The following is a 14,885-nucleotide window of genomic DNA, read 5'->3' as shown; positions in this document are numbered from 1 at the left end:
TCTGCTCACGCTCGTCGGCCGGAGGTGCCCGACATCCTTTAACGACCCGTCCCGTGAGGCGGGGAAGGAGGTCCGCCGTGGCATACCCACCGGCTGCCCGTTCGTCACCACCGCGACAACCCTCGGTGAAGGTGATCCTCGCCAGCGCCGACGTGCAGCGTGTGGTCGACCGCATCGCCCACCAGATCCTGGAGAAGACCCAGGGCGCCGCCGACACCGTGCTGCTCGGGATTCCCACCCGGGGCGCGCCCCTCGCGCGACGGCTCGCCTCGCGGATCAGCACCTTCGAGGACGTCGTCGTCCCGGTCGGTGTGCTCGACATCACGCTCTACCGCGACGACCTGCGCCGGCATGCCACCCGCGCGATCGGCCCGACCCAGGTGCCCAGCGGCGGCATCGACGGCAAGCGGGTGATCCTCGTCGACGACGTGCTCTTCTCCGGCCGCACCGTCCGGGCCGCGCTCGACGCGCTCAACGACGTGGGCCGCCCGGCGTCGGTGCAGCTCGCCGTCCTGGTGGACCGCGGCCACCGTGAGTTGCCGATCCGCGCCGACTACGTCGGCAAGAACATCCCGACGGCGCTCGCCGAGAGCGTCAAGGTGACGCTCGCCGAGACCGACGGCGCCGACGAGGTCAAGCTGTACGGGGGAACCACCTCATGATCAGGCACCTGCTCTCCGGCGCGGACCTGGACGCCGACACCGCCACCGAGATCCTGGACACCGCCGCCGAGATGGCCACGGTCGCCGGCCGCGAGATCAAGAAGCTGCCCGCGCTGCGCGGCCGGACGGTGGTGAACCTCTTCTACGAGGACTCCACCCGCACCCGGATCTCGTTCGAGGCGGCGGCGAAACGGCTCAGCGCCGACGTGATCAACTTTTCCGCGAAGGGGTCGAGCGTCGCCAAGGGCGAGAGCCTGAAGGACACCGCGCTCACCCTCCAGGCCATGGGCGCCGACGCGGTGGTCGTGCGGCACCCCGCCTCCGGCGCCCCGCACCGGCTCGCGAACTGGGTCGACGGGTCGGTGGTCAACGCCGGCGACGGCACCCACGAGCACCCGACCCAGGCGCTGCTCGACGCGTACACCATGCGGGCCCGGCTGGGCCGGCTGGCCGGCCTGTCGGTCGCGGTGGTCGGGGACGTGCTGCACTCCCGGGTGGCCCGCTCCAACGTCCTGCTGCTGTCCACCCTCGGCGCGAAGGTCACACTTGTCGGCCCGCCCACCCTCATCCCCGTCGACATCGCAGGCGCCCTCGCCCCGGGCACCGACGTGTCCTACGACCTCGACGCGGTGCTGCCCGACGTCGACGTGGTGATGATGCTGCGCGTGCAGCGGGAGCGGATGAAGGACTCCTACTTCCCCTCCGCGCGCGAGTACTCCCGCCGCTACGGGCTGGACGGCCCGCGGATGCGCCGCCTGCCCGAACACGCGATCGTCATGCACCCGGGCCCGATGAACCGGGGGATGGAGATCACCCCCGAGGTGGCCGACTCGCCCCGCTCCACAATCGTCGAACAGGTCACCAACGGGGTCTCCGTGCGGATGGCTGTTCTTTACCTGCTGCTCGGAGGGAACAACAGGTGACCGCGTACCTCATCACAAGCGTGAGCATCGTCGGCGCCGCGCCGACCGACCTGCTGATCCGCGACGGCGTCGTCGCCGAGGTCGGTCCGGGGCTGTCCGCGCCGGACGCCGTGGTCGTCGACGGCGCCGGGCTGGTCGCCCTGCCGGGCCTGGTCGACCTGCACACCCACCTGCGCGAGCCCGGCCGGGAGGACGCCGAGACCGTCGAGTCCGGGTCCCGGGCGGCGGCGCTGGGCGGCTACACCGCGGTCTGCGCGATGGCGAACACCTCACCCGTCGCGGACACCGCAGGCGTCGTCGAGCAGGTCTGGCGCCTCGGCCGGGAGGCCGGACTGGTCGACGTGCAGCCGGTCGGCGCGGTCACCGTCGGGCTGGCCGGCGAGCGCCTGGCCGAGCTGGGCGCGATGGCCGACTCCGCGGCCCGGGTGCGGATCTTCTCCGACGACGGGCACTGCGTCGCCGACCCGTTGCTGATGCGCCGGGCCCTGGAGTACGTCAAGGCGTTCGACGGGATCATCGCCCAGCACGCCGAGGAGCCCCGCCTCACCGAGGGCGCCCAGATGCACGAGGGTGAGGTGTCCACCCGGCTCGGCCTGCTCGGCTGGCCGGCGGTCGCCGAGGAGGCGATCATCGCCCGGGACGTGCTGCTCGCCGAGCACGTGGGCAGCCGCCTGCACGTCTGCCACGTCTCCACCGCCGGCAGCGTCGAGGTGCTGCGCCAGGCCAAGGCCCGTGGTGTACGCGTCACCGCCGAGGTCACCCCGCACCACCTGCTGCTCACCGACGAGCGGGCGGCGACCTACGACCCCGTCTTCAAGGTCAACCCGCCGCTGCGGACGGCCGCCGACATCGCCGCCCTGCGTGCCGCGCTCGCCGACGGTGTCATCGACATCATCGCCACCGACCACGCCCCGCACGCCGTGGAGGACAAGGAGTGCGAGTGGGCGTACGCCCGGCCGGGGATGCTCGGCCTGGAGACGGCCCTGTCCATCGCGCTCGACGTGCTCGGCCCCGAGTGGGACCTGATCGCCGAGCGGATGTCGCGCACCCCCGCCCGGATCGCGGGGCTGACCGGGCACGGTGTCGACCCGGCACCCGGCGTGCCGGCCAACCTGACAGTGATCGACCCCGCCGCCCGCCGCACCATCGAGCCGGCGGAGCTGGCAAGTCGCAGTCGCAACACCCCGTACGCCCGCATGACGCTGCCGGGTCGCATCGTGGCGACCTTCCTGCGCGGCGAGCCGACGGTCCTGGACGGAAAGGCAGTCAAGTGACCCGTAGACGTTCCGCGATCCTCGTCCTCGAGGACGGGCGCACGTTCCCCGGCGAGGCGTACGGCAGCGTCGGGGAGACCTTCGGCGAGGCGGTCTTCAACACCGGCATGACCGGTTACCAGGAGACGCTCACCGATCCCTCCTACCACCGGCAGGTGGTGGTGCAGACCGCCCCGCACATCGGCAACACAGGCGTCAACGGCGAGGACGACGAGTCCGGTCGGATCTGGGTGGCCGGCTACGTCGTCCGCGACCCGGCCCGCATCGGCTCCAACTGGCGGGCCACCGGCAGCCTGGAGGACCGCCTCGCCACCGAGGGCGTGGTGGGCATCAGCGGCGTGGACACCCGGGCGTTGACCCGGCACCTGCGCGACCGGGGCGCCATGCGGGTGGCCATCTCCAGCGTCGAGAAGGACCCGCAGAGCCTGCTGGCCCGGGTCCGGCAGTCACCGCAGATGGTCGGCGCGGACCTGTCCGCCGAGGTGAGCACCGCCGAGCCGTACGTCGTCGAGGCGCTCGGCGAGCACCGGTTCACAGTGGCCGCGCTGGACCTGGGCATCAAGCGCAACGTGCCGCGCCGGTTGGCCGCGCGCGGGGTGACCACGCACGTGCTGCCGGCCTCGTCGAGCATCGAGGACCTGCTGGCCACCGGCGCCGACGCGATCTTCCTGTCGCCCGGCCCCGGCGACCCGGCCACCGCCGACGGCCCGGTGGCGCTGGCCCGGGAGGCGCTGCAACGGCGGGTGCCGCTGTTCGGCATCTGCTTCGGCAGCCAGATCCTCGGCCGGGCGCTCGGCTTCGGCACCTACAAGCTGGGCTACGGCCACCGGGGCATCAACCAGCCGGTGCTCGACCGGGCCACCGGCAAGGTCGAGGTGACCAGCCACAACCACGGCTTCGCGGTGAAGGTGCCGGGCGCGGGTGCGGGCGCGGTGGTCCCCGACCAGGTGATCGACACCGACTTCGGCGGTGTGCGGGTGTCGCACGTCTGCCTCAACGACAACGTCGTCGAGGGGCTGCGGGCCGTGGACGTCCCCGCCTTCACCGTGCAGTACCACCCGGAGGCGGCGGCCGGCCCGCACGACGCGGACTACCTCTTCGACCGATTCGCCGATTTGATCGAGGGCCGGAACCACAGCAGGGGGCGCAGCAATGCCTAAGCGGACCGATCTCCAGCACATCCTCGTGATCGGCTCCGGGCCGATCGTCATCGGGCAGGCCTGCGAGTTCGACTACTCGGGCACCCAGGCGTGCCGGGTGCTGCGCAGCGAGGGGATCCGGGTCAGCCTGGTCAACTCCAACCCGGCCACGATCATGACGGACCCGGAGTTCGCCGACGCCACGTACGTCGAGCCGATCACCCCGGAGTTCGTGGAACTGGTCATCGCCAAGGAGCGCCCGGACGCGATCCTGGCGACGCTGGGCGGGCAGACCGCGCTGAACACCGCAGTCGCCCTGCACGAGGCCGGCGTCCTGGAGAAGTACAACGTGGAGTTGATCGGCGCGAACATCGACGCCATCAACCGGGGCGAGGACCGCCAGCTGTTCAAGGAGATCGTGGCGAAGGCCGGCGTACGCCTCGGCGTCGAGGACCCGGCCGCGCTGGTGCCCCGCTCGCGGGTCTGCCACTCCATGGACGAGGTCGAGGCGACAGTCGCCGAGCTGGGCCTGCCGGTGGTGATCCGGCCGTCGTTCACCATGGGTGGCCTGGGCTCCGGCATGGCGCACACCCCGGAGGACCTGGCCCGCATCGCCGGCGACGGCCTGACCGCCAGCCCGGTGCACGAGGTGCTCATCGAGGAGAGCGTGCTCGGCTGGAAGGAGTACGAGCTTGAGCTGATGCGCGACAGGCACGACAACGTGGTGGTCGTCTGCTCGATCGAGAACCTCGACCCGATGGGCGTGCACACAGGCGACAGCGTCACCGTCGCGCCGGCCATGACGCTCACCGACCGGGAGTACCAGCGCCTGCGCGACCTGGGCATCGCGGTGCTGCGCGAGGTCGGCGTGGACACCGGCGGCTGCAACATCCAGTTCGCGGTCAACCCGGTCGACGGTCGGATCGTCGTGATCGAGATGAACCCGCGGGTGTCGCGCTCCTCGGCGCTGGCCTCCAAGGCGACAGGCTTCCCGATCGCGAAGATCGCCGCCAAGCTGGCCATCGGTTACACCCTCGACGAGATCCCCAACGACATCACGCTGAAGACCCCGGCGGCGTTCGAGCCGACCCTTGACTACGTCGTGGTGAAGATCCCCCGGTTCGCGTTCGAGAAGTTCCCCGGCGCGGACCCGGAGCTGACCACCACGATGAAGTCGGTGGGCGAGGCGATGAGCCTCGGGCGCAACTTCACCGAGGCGCTGAACAAGGCGATGCGCTCGATGGAAACCAAGGCGGCGGGCTTCTGGACGCAGCCCGACCCGGCTGGTGTCACCCTGGCCGACACCCTCGCCGCGCTGCGTGTCCCGCACGACGGTCGGCTCTACACCGTCGAGCGGGCACTGCGCCTCGGCGCGTCGATCGCCGAGGTCAACGAGGCGTCCGGCGGGATCGATCAGTGGTTCCTGGACCAGATCGCCGCGCTGATCGAGCTGCGCGCCGAGATCGTCGACGCGCCAGTGCTCGACGCCGAGCTGCTGCGTCGCGCCAAGCGGGCCGGCCTGTCCGACCGGCAGCTCGCCGCGCTGCGTCCGGAGCTGGCCGCCGAGGACGGCGTACGGACCCTGCGGCACCGCCTCGACGTGCGCCCGGTCTACAAGACCGTGGACACCTGCGCGGCCGAGTTCGAGGCCACCACGCCGTACCACTACTCCACGTACGACCTGGAGACCGAGGTCGCGCCGTCGGGCCGGCCGAAGGTGCTGATCCTGGGCTCCGGCCCGAACCGGATCGGGCAGGGCATCGAGTTCGACTACTCGTGCGTGCACGCGGTGCAGGCGCTGCGGTCGGCCGGCTACGAGACCGTCATGGTCAACTGCAATCCGGAGACCGTCTCCACCGACTACGACACCGCCGACCGGCTCTACTTCGAGCCGCTGACCTTCGAGGACGTGCTGGAGGTCTGGCACGCGGAGGACTCCTCCGGCCGGGCGGCCGGCGGGCCGGGCGTGGTCGGGGTGGTCGTGCAGCTCGGCGGGCAGACCCCGCTGGGGTTGGCGCAGCGGCTCAAGAACGCCGGTGTGCCGATCGTCGGCACCTCCCCGGAGTCGATCCACCTGGCCGAGGAGCGGGGCGCGTTCGGCGCGGTGCTGGCCCGTGCCGGCCTGCGCGCGCCGGCGCACGGCATGGCGACGTCCTACGACGAGGCCAAGGCGATCGCCGACGAGATCGGCTATCCGGTGCTGGTCCGGCCGTCGTACGTGCTGGGCGGGCGGGGCATGGAGATCGTCTACGACGACCCGACGCTGCGCGACTACATCGGTCGGGCCACCGACATCTCCGGTGACCACCCGGTGCTGGTGGACCGGTTCCTCGACGACGCCATCGAGATCGACGTGGACGCCCTCTGCGACGCCGACGGCGCGGTCTACATCGGTGGCGTGATGGAGCACATCGAGGAGGCCGGCATCCACTCCGGCGACTCGTCCTGCGCGCTCCCGCCGATCACCCTCGCGGGGTCGCACCTGGCCGAGGTCCGCCGCTACACCGAGGCCATCGCCCGCGGCGTCGGCGTCCGCGGTCTGCTCAACGTGCAGTACGCGCTCAAGGACGACGTGCTCTACGTCCTGGAGGCCAACCCGCGCGCGTCGCGGACCGTTCCGTTCGTGTCGAAGGCGACGGCCGTTCCGCTGGCCAAGGCGGCGGCCCGGATCGCGCTCGGCGCGACCATCGCCGAGCTGCGCGCCGAGGGCCTGCTCCCGGCGACAGGGGACGGGGGCACGATGCCCGCCGACGCGCCGATCGCGGTCAAGGAGGCGGTGCTGCCGTTCAAGCGCTTCCGGACCCGGGCGGGCAAGGGGATCGACTCGCTGCTCGGACCGGAGATGAAGTCGACAGGCGAGGTGATGGGCATCGACACCAACTTCGGCCACGCCTTCGCCAAGAGCCAGTCCGCCGCGTACGGGTCGTTGCCGACCGCCGGGAAGATCTTCGTGTCGGTGGCCAACCGGGACAAGCGCGGCATGATCTTCCCGATCAAGCGGCTGGCCGACCTGGGCTTCGAGATCGTGGCGACCACCGGCACCGCCGAGGTGCTGCGCCGACACGGCATCGCCTGCGAGCAGATCCGCAAGCACTACCAGAGCGGCGAGGGTGACGACGCGGTGTCGCTGATCCTCGGCGGCGACGTGGCTCTGGTGATCAACACGCCGCAGGGCTCGGGGGCGAGCGCCCGCTCGGACGGCTACGAGATCCGCAGCGCCGCCGTCACCGCCGACATCCCCTGCATCACCACGGTCCCCGGCGCGGCGGCGGCGGTCATGGGCATCGAGGCGCGCATCCGGGGCGACATGCAGGTCCGCCCCCTGCAGGACCTGCACGCCATGCTGCGGGCGGCCCAGTGACCCTGTTCGAGCGGGTCGTACGGCCGCAGTTGTTCCGCCTCGGCGGCGGGGACGCCGAGGCGGCGCACGAGTGGACACTGCGGCGGTTGGCCGCGCTGTCCCGGCGTCCGGTGGCCCTCGCCGCCCTGCGGGCCCGCTACGCCGTCCAGACGCCCCGCACGGTGTTCGGCGTCCGGTTCCCCAACCCGGTCGGCCTGGCTGCCGGCATGGACAAGGACGGCGCCGCGCTGGCTGCCTGGCCGGCGCTCGGCTTCGGCTTCGTCGAGGTCGGCACGGTGACGGCGCACGCCCAGCCGGGCAACCCGCGACCACGGCTGTTCCGGCTGCCGGGCAGCGAGGCGGTGGTCAACCGGATGGGCTTCAACAACGCCGGGGCCGCCGCGCTCGCCGCCCGGCTGGACGCGTTGCCGCGCCCCGTCGGGGTGCCGCTGGGCATCTCCCTGGGCAAGTCCAAGGTGACCCCGCTCGAGGATGCCGTCGGGGACTACCTCACCTCGTACCGGGCGCTGCGCGGGCACGGCGACTACTTCGCGGTAAACGTGTCCTCGCCGAACACCCCGGGCCTGCGCTCGTTGCAGGACCGCGCGCACCTGGACGCCCTGCTGGCCGCGCTCGTGGGGGAGAAGCCGGTCCTGGTCAAGATCGCGCCGGATCTCACCGAGGCGGCGATCGCCGACCTGCTGGAGGTGTGCCTGGCCCGGGGCGCCGCCGGGGTGATCGCCACCAACACCACGCTGTCCCGGGACGGGCTGGCCCCGGCCGACTCCGCACGTGGCGCCGAGACCGGCGGACTGTCCGGCCGGCCCCTGACCGGCCGCGCCCGGGACGTGGTCGCCTTCGTGCACACCGAGACCGGTGGCCGCCTGCCGATCATCGGCGTCGGCGGGGTGCTGGACCCGGACGACGCGGCGCGGATGGTCGACGCCGGCGCCGCCCTGGTGCAGCTCTACACAGGCTTCATCTACCGGGGCCCGGCGCTGGTCCGCGCCGCCGCCCGGGCCGCTGCCCGCACAGCGGCCACGGCGGTGGCGCCGGACCCGGTCGCCGGACGGTGATCGGCCCCGGCCCGGTGCTGGCCCGCCCTCAGCGCCGGGCCAGCACCGGGCCGGGCTGCACCGGGCCGGGCTGCACCGGGCCGGGCTCCCCTGTGCCGGGCTGGTTCCGCGCCGGCCCGGCCCTCAGCGCCGTGCCGGCACCGCGCCGGGCTGGCCCTGGGCTGGACCCGATCCGCTCGGCGTCAGGTCCCCACCCCCTTCGCCGCACCTCTGCTCTGCTTCGACCCCCGCAACGGTCGGCGTCCGGTATCCGGACACCGGGCGATGCGTCCGATGAAGCAGAGCAGAGGGGGCGAGGGAACCGCCCGATCCGGCCGCCTGACCACCACGGCCCGGCACGTCCGTGCGGAAAGACACGCCCGCGCCGAAAAGAGGAGGGGGAGTACGTGTGACACCCGAGGAGATCCTGGCCGCCGACCGGGCGCACGTCTGGCATCCGTACGCCGCGCTGCCACCGGCGAACCCGCCGTACGTGGTGCGCGGCGCCGAGGGCGTACGGCTGACCCTCGCCGACGGGCGGGAGTTGGTGGACGGGATGTCGTCCTGGTGGGCGGCGATCCACGGCTACCGGCACCCGGTGCTTGACGCGGCCGTCACCGACCAGCTCGGACGGATGAGCCACGTGATGTTCGGCGGGCTCACACACGAGCCGGCCGTGCAGCTCGCCGAAACACTTGTCGACCTGACTCCGGAGGGTCTGGAGCACGTGTTCCTGGCCGACTCCGGCTCGGTGAGCGTCGAGGTGGCGGTGAAGATGTGCCTGCAGTACCAGCGGGCCGTCGGCCGACCCCAGCGACGCCGGTTGGCGACGTGGCGGGGCGGCTACCACGGTGACACGTTCCACCCGATGAGCGTCTGCGACCCGGAGGGCGGGATGCACCATCTCTGGGGCGACGTGCTGCCCCGGCAGATCTTCGCCCCGGTGCCGCCCGGCGGCTTCACCGACCCGCCCGACGAGGCGTACGTGGCGGCGTTGGTGGAGACGGTCGAGCGGCACGCCGACGAGTTGGCCGCCGTGATCGTCGAGCCCGTCGTCCAGGGCGCCGGTGGGATGCGGTTCCACCATCCCGGTTACCTGCGGGTGCTGCGCGAGGTGACACGCGCGCACGGGGTGCTGCTGATCTTCGATGAGATCGCGACCGGGTTCGGCCGTACCGGCGCGATGTTCGCCGCCGAGCACGCCGGGGTGGCCCCGGACGTGATGTGCGTGGGCAAGGCGCTCACCGGGGGCTACCTGACCCTGGCCGCGACGCTGTGCACCGCGGAGGTCGCCCGGGGCATCTCCGCCGACGGCGTGCTGGCGCACGGGCCCACGTTCATGGGCAACCCGCTGGCCTGCGCGGTCGCCAACGCCTCCATCGGGCTGCTGCGGGCCGGGGACTGGGCGACGCAGGTGTCCAGGGTCGGCGCCGGCCTGCGCGCCGGCCTGGAGCCGCTGCGCGCCGCCCCGGGCGTGGTCGACGTGCGGGTGCTCGGGGCGATCGGTGTGGTCCAGCTCGACCACGAGGTGGACCTCGGCGCGGCCACCGCGGCGGCCGTCGCGCGCGGCGTGTGGCTGCGGCCGTTCCGCGACCTGATCTACACGATGCCGCCGTACGTCACCGACGACGACGACCTGGCCCGGATCGGGGCCGGGGTTGCGGCGGCGGTGGCGGCCGGCTGAACGGTTTCGGTCAACGAGTACGCCGAGGCGGTCCGCCGCCCGGACGAGAAGAGGGGAAGTACGCGATGGAGAGCTTCGGCAACCGACTGCACCGGGCCGTCGCGGAGCGTGGGCCGCTCTGCGTGGGCATCGACCCGCACCCCGGTCTGCTGGCCCGCTGGGGCCTCGCGGACGACGTCGACGGGCTGGATCGGTTCACCCGGACCGTGGTGGACGCCCTCGGTGACCGGGTTGCGGTGGTCAAGCCTCAGTCGGCCTTTTTCGAGCGGTTCGGATCCCGCGGTGTGGCGATCCTTGAGTCAACTATCCGACAGTTACGGGAAGCCGGTTCGCTCGTTCTCCTGGACGTCAAGCGCGGCGACATCGGCTCAACGGTCAGCGCGTACGCCTCCGCGTACCTTGATCCATCCAGCCCGCTGTATGTCGACGCGGTCACGGCCAGTCCCTACCTGGGAGTAGGTTCGCTGGCGCCGATGTTCGAGTTGGCCGCGAAGCACGGCGGCGGGGTCTTCGTGCTGGCCCTCACCTCGAACCCCGAGGGCGCGGCCGTGCAGCGGGCCCGCACGGCCGACGGGCGGACCGTCGCGCAGACCGTGATCGACGAGATTTCCCAGCTCAATCGGGGTGCGGACCCCCTCGGCAGCTTTGGTCTGGTGGTCGGCGCGACCATCGGTGACACCGGTCATGACCTCTCCGGTGTGGGGGGTCCGCTGCTCGCTCCGGGGCTCGGCGCGCAGGGTGCGGGTGCCGCCGATCTGCGCACCGTCTTCGGTTCCAACCTCGCCGCGGTGCTCCCGTCGTACTCCCGGGAGGTCCTGTCGGCGGGACCGGACGCCGACGCCCTGCGGGCCGCCGCGGACCGGGTGTCGGCCGAGTGTCGGGCCGTTCTGGCTGCCCGTTGACTGACTGACGGCTCGGTCACTTTGCGATGATCATCGCGCGCCCACGTTGCCGAAAGCTCCGTTGACCGCTAGTTTTCCCCGCGCTGGGAACCACGGACCCCTTGGTTCACAGCGACACCACGTTTCACAGATGCGGCGGTGCGCCCCGCCCGCCGCGATAGGGACCTGAGGAGAACTGGTGCCGCTCCCGTCACTGACCCCCGAACAGCGCGCTGCCGCGCTCGAGAAGGCCGCGGAGATCCGCAAGGCCCGTGCCGAGCTGAAGGAGCAGCTCAAGCAGGGCAAGACCACCCTCGGTGCCGTCCTCGAGCGGGCCGAGAGCGACGACGTCGTCGGCAAGCTCAAGGTTTCGGCCGTCCTGCAGGCGATGCCGGGCATCGGCAAGATCCGGGCCACCCAGATCATGGAGAAGCTCAAGATCGCTGACAGCCGTCGCCTGCGTGGCCTCGGCGAGCAGCAGCGCAAGGCACTGCTTGGAGAGTTCGCCGCCAACTGAACCTGGCAGCGTGTAGAAACAAGCAGTGAGCACGGATGACGAGGCGCGCCCGGCGGCTCGGCTCACTGTCCTGGCTGGACCTTCGGGTTCCGGCAGGGAGAGTGTCGTCGAGCTCGTTCGGGCGCGTTTCCCGTCCGTGTGGATCCCGGTGCCGGCAACGACCAGGCCGCGCCGGGAACCGGAGGTCGACGGAGAGCAGCGCGTCTTCCTCGCCCCGGCCGAGTTCGAGCGCCGGGTGGCCACCGGAGACCTGCTGGAGTGGTCCCGGATCGGCGCGTACCGCAGGGGCACCCTCGACCCGCCGCTGCGCGGCCGGCTCGACGCCGGGCAGCCGGTCCTGCTGCCGCTCGACGTCGCCGGGGCCCGGTTGGTGCGGGCGCGAGTGCCCGCCGCGCGACTGGTGCTGCTGATCCCACCCGGACACCGACCCGACGCCGCCGTGGCCGCCGCCTTCGCACACACCCTGACGCACGACCACACCGATCGGGTCGCCGGCGAGCTGGTAGGCTTACTCGGTTCTTCTTATCCGGGTCCGACCTGGTCGCGTGTACGCGGCTGACGGCCGGCAGCCGTTGAGACTCAGCACCGCGTCCGCGCGGTTCGAAAGACGCAGAGGTTAATTCGTGGGATCCATCGCCAACCCCGAAGGCATCACCAACCCGCCGATCGACGAGCTCCTCGAGAAGACGACGTCGAAGTACGCGCTCGTCATCTTCGCCGCCAAGCGCGCGCGCCAGGTGAACGCCTACTACAGCCAGCTCGGTGAGGGCCTTCTGGAGTACGTCGGCCCGCTCGTCGAGACCACCCCGCAGGAGAAGCCCCTCTCCATCGCCATGCGCGAGATCAACGCGGGCCTGCTCACCGCCGAGCCGACCGACCAGCCGTAAGCCCGCACCGGTCGATGTCCGCCTCGATCGTCCTCGGCGTCGGCGGCGGCATCGCCGCCTACAAGGCGTGTGAGCTGCTGCGACTGTTCACCGAGTCGGGCCACCGGGTCCGTGTCGTGCCCACCGCTTCGGCGCTGAAGTTCGTCGGGGCACCGACCTGGGCGGCGCTCTCCGGTCAACCGGTCGCCGACGACGTCTGGTCCGACGTGCACGAGGTGCCGCACGTCCGCCTCGGCCAGCAGGCCGACCTGGTGGTGGTCGCGCCGACCACCACCGACCTGCTCGCCAAGGCCGCCCACGGGCTCGCCGACGACCTGCTGACCAACACGCTGCTGACCGCCCGCTGTCCGGTGGTGCTGGCCCCGGCCATGCACACCGAGATGTGGGAGCACCCGGCCACCGTCGCCAACGTCGCCACGCTGCGGTCCCGGGGCGTCCGGGTCATCGAGCCGGCCGTCGGGCGGCTCACCGGCGCCGACTCCGGCAAGGGCCGACTGCCCGACCCGGCGGAGATCTTCGCGGTCGCCCGCCAGGTCCTCGCCCGGGGCGTGTCCGCCCCCGCCGACCTGACCGGCCGCCGGCTGGTGGTCACCGCCGGCGGCACCCGCGAGCCGCTGGACCCGGTCCGCTTCCTCGGCAACCGCTCCTCCGGCAAGCAGGGCTACGCCTTCGCCCGGTCGGCGGTCGCCCGGGGCGCGCGGGTCACGCTGATCACGGCCAACGTCTCCCTCGCCGACCCCGCCGGGGTCGACCTGGTCCGGGTGGGCACGACCGCCGAGCTGCGCGAGGCGACCCTCAAGGCCGCCGTCGAGGCCGACGCGGTCGTGATGGCGGCGGCTCCGGCCGATTTCCGACCGGCGGCGTACGCGCCTGGCAAAATCAAGAAGTCGGACGACGGTGTGGCGCCCACCATCGAGCTCGTCACCAACCCGGACATCGCTGCGGAGCTGGGCCACCGCAAGCGACCGGAGCAGGTGCTCGTCGTGTTCGCCGCCGAGACCGGCGACGCGGAGGCCAACGGCCGGGCGAAACTCGCCCGGAAGCGGGCCGACCTGATCGTGGTCAACGAGGTCGGTCCGGACCGGGTCTTCGGCGCCGACACCAACACGGTGACGGTCATCGGCGCGGACGGCTCGGTGAGCCGTCTGCCGGAGCAGGCCAAGGAGGCCGTTGCCGACACCGTGTGGGACCTCGTCGTGGCGCGGCTGGCCAACCGCTCCTGACGGGTGGAACAGCGCGCGACCGACCCCGACACCGGCCGCAGCGGTGACTAGACTGCCGCGGAACGACCTCACACGCTTAGGAGTGCCGTGACACGCCGCCTCTTCACGTCCGAATCGGTCACGGAAGGCCACCCGGACAAGATCGCCGACCAGATCAGCGACGGCATCCTCGACGCGCTGCTCGCCGAGGATCCGCACAGCCGGGTCGCGGTCGAGACCATGATCACCACCGGCCAGGTACACATCGCCGGTGAGGTCACCACGAAGGCGTACGCCGACATCCCCGCCATCGTCCGGCGCACCATCCTCGACATCGGCTACGACTCGTCGAAGAAGGGTTTCGACGGCGCGTCCTGCGGGGTCAGCGTCTCCATCGGCGCGCAGTCCGAGGACATCGCGCAGGGCGTGGACAACGCCTTCGAGCTGCGCACCGGCGCGTCGGAGAGCGCGCTGGACGCGCAGGGCGCCGGTGACCAGGGCATGATGTTCGGCTTCGCCTGCTCGGAGACTCCGGAGCTGATGCCGCTGCCGATCGCGCTCGCCCACCGGCTGGCCCGCCGCCTCGCCGCGGTGCGCAAAGACGGCACCATCCCGTACCTGCGTCCGGACGGCAAGACCCAGGTCACCATCGAGTACGAGGGGCTGCGCCCGGTCCGCCTCAACACCGTTGTGGTCTCCAGCCAGCACGCCGCGGACATCTCGCTGGAGTCGCTGCTCACCCCGGACGTGCGCGACTCCGTCATCGCTCCCGAGCTGGAGAGCCTCGGCCTGGACACCGACGGCTACCGGCTGCTGGTCAACCCGACCGGCCGGTTCGAGATCGGCGGCCCGATGGGTGACGCGGGCCTGACCGGTCGCAAGATCATCGTCGACACCTACGGCGGGTACGCCCGCCACGGTGGCGGCGCGTTCTCCGGCAAGGACCCGTCCAAGGTGGACCGCTCGGCCGCGTACGCGATGCGCTGGGTGGCCAAGAACGTGGTCGCCGCCGGCCTGGCCGAGCGGTGCGAGGCGCAGGTCGCCTACGCCATCGGCAAGGCGCACCCGGTGAGCCTGTTCATCGAGACGTTCGGCACCGAGACCGTGCCGGTGGCCTCGATCGAGAAGGCCGTCTCCGAGGTGTTCGACCTGCGCCCGGCCGCGATCATCCGGGACCTCAACCTGCTCCGCCCGATCTACCAGCAGACCGCCGCGTACGGCCACTTCGGCCGGGAGCTGCCGGACCTGGCGTGGGAGAGCACCGACCGGGCCGCCGACCTCAAGTCGGCCGCGGGAGCCTGACCGCCACCAGGCGTAGCGA

13 protein-coding genes are annotated in these 14,885 nt (G+C 72.1%); all 13 read left to right on the top strand.

The features are described from left to right. The first annotated feature begins 77 nt into the window (after positions 1-77). Entirely contained in the window at positions 78-662 is a 585-nt protein-coding gene (gene pyrR, locus OOJ91_RS28450) for a bifunctional pyr operon transcriptional regulator/uracil phosphoribosyltransferase PyrR (RefSeq protein ID WP_007458350.1), read from the top strand. Next, on the top strand, positions 659-1,585 hold the full coding sequence (locus OOJ91_RS28445) for an aspartate carbamoyltransferase catalytic subunit (protein ID WP_007458351.1): 927 nt from the start codon (positions 659-661) through the stop codon (positions 1,583-1,585). Before pyrR ends, OOJ91_RS28445 begins: the two co-directional genes overlap by 4 nt. After that, positions 1,582-2,859: a dihydroorotase gene (locus tag OOJ91_RS28440; RefSeq protein WP_266249935.1), complete on the top strand. Its 1,278-nt coding sequence runs from the start codon at positions 1,582-1,584 to the stop codon at positions 2,857-2,859. The genes OOJ91_RS28445 and OOJ91_RS28440 overlap by 4 nt, the downstream gene beginning before the upstream one ends. After that, positions 2,856-4,019, top strand: coding sequence for a glutamine-hydrolyzing carbamoyl-phosphate synthase small subunit (gene carA / locus OOJ91_RS28435; RefSeq protein WP_266249934.1), 1,164 nt, complete (start codon positions 2,856-2,858; stop codon positions 4,017-4,019). Before OOJ91_RS28440 ends, carA begins: the two co-directional genes overlap by 4 nt. Continuing rightward, positions 4,012-7,359: a carbamoyl-phosphate synthase large subunit gene (gene carB, locus OOJ91_RS28430; RefSeq protein ID WP_266249933.1), complete on the top strand. Its 3,348-nt coding sequence runs from the start codon at positions 4,012-4,014 to the stop codon at positions 7,357-7,359. The genes carA and carB overlap by 8 nt, the downstream gene beginning before the upstream one ends. Further along, a complete protein-coding gene (locus tag OOJ91_RS28425) occupies positions 7,356-8,414 on the top strand; it encodes a quinone-dependent dihydroorotate dehydrogenase (protein WP_266249932.1) in 1,059 nt (352 codons plus the stop codon). Before carB ends, OOJ91_RS28425 begins: the two co-directional genes overlap by 4 nt. A gap of 388 nt (positions 8,415-8,802) precedes the next feature. Next, positions 8,803-10,077: an adenosylmethionine--8-amino-7-oxononanoate transaminase gene (locus OOJ91_RS28420; protein ID WP_266249931.1), complete on the top strand. Its 1,275-nt coding sequence runs from the start codon at positions 8,803-8,805 to the stop codon at positions 10,075-10,077. A gap of 65 nt (positions 10,078-10,142) precedes the next feature. Further along, positions 10,143-10,979 carry an orotidine-5'-phosphate decarboxylase gene (gene pyrF, locus OOJ91_RS28415; protein ID WP_266249930.1) on the top strand — a complete coding sequence of 279 codons (837 nt, stop codon included), beginning with the start codon at positions 10,143-10,145 and terminating at the stop codon, positions 10,977-10,979. Between the two features lie 178 nt (positions 10,980-11,157). Then, positions 11,158-11,475, top strand: a complete 318-nt coding sequence (gene mihF / locus OOJ91_RS28410; protein ID WP_007458370.1) for an integration host factor, actinobacterial type — start codon at positions 11,158-11,160, stop codon at positions 11,473-11,475. Between the two features lie 25 nt (positions 11,476-11,500). After that, entirely contained in the window at positions 11,501-12,034 is a 534-nt protein-coding gene (locus OOJ91_RS28405; protein ID WP_266249929.1) for a guanylate kinase, read from the top strand. A gap of 64 nt (positions 12,035-12,098) precedes the next feature. Next, entirely contained in the window at positions 12,099-12,362 is a 264-nt protein-coding gene (rpoZ, locus tag OOJ91_RS28400) for a DNA-directed RNA polymerase subunit omega (RefSeq protein ID WP_007075826.1), read from the top strand. Positions 12,363-12,376: 14 nt separating this feature from the next. Beyond that, positions 12,377-13,585, top strand: coding sequence for a bifunctional phosphopantothenoylcysteine decarboxylase/phosphopantothenate--cysteine ligase CoaBC (gene coaBC, locus OOJ91_RS28395; protein ID WP_266249928.1), 1,209 nt, complete (start codon positions 12,377-12,379; stop codon positions 13,583-13,585). An 87-nt stretch (positions 13,586-13,672) separates the two neighbouring features. Beyond that, entirely contained in the window at positions 13,673-14,866 is a 1,194-nt protein-coding gene (metK, locus tag OOJ91_RS28390; protein ID WP_266249927.1) for a methionine adenosyltransferase, read from the top strand. Positions 14,867-14,885: the final 19 nt, after the last annotated feature.

Origin of the sequence: Micromonospora lupini (assembly GCF_026342015.1) — a bacterium.
GTDB lineage: Bacteria > Actinomycetota > Actinomycetes > Mycobacteriales > Micromonosporaceae > Micromonospora > Micromonospora lupini_B.
Note: the sequence above shows the minus strand (reverse complement) of the source record. Positions and strands in the feature narration are given on the sequence as shown.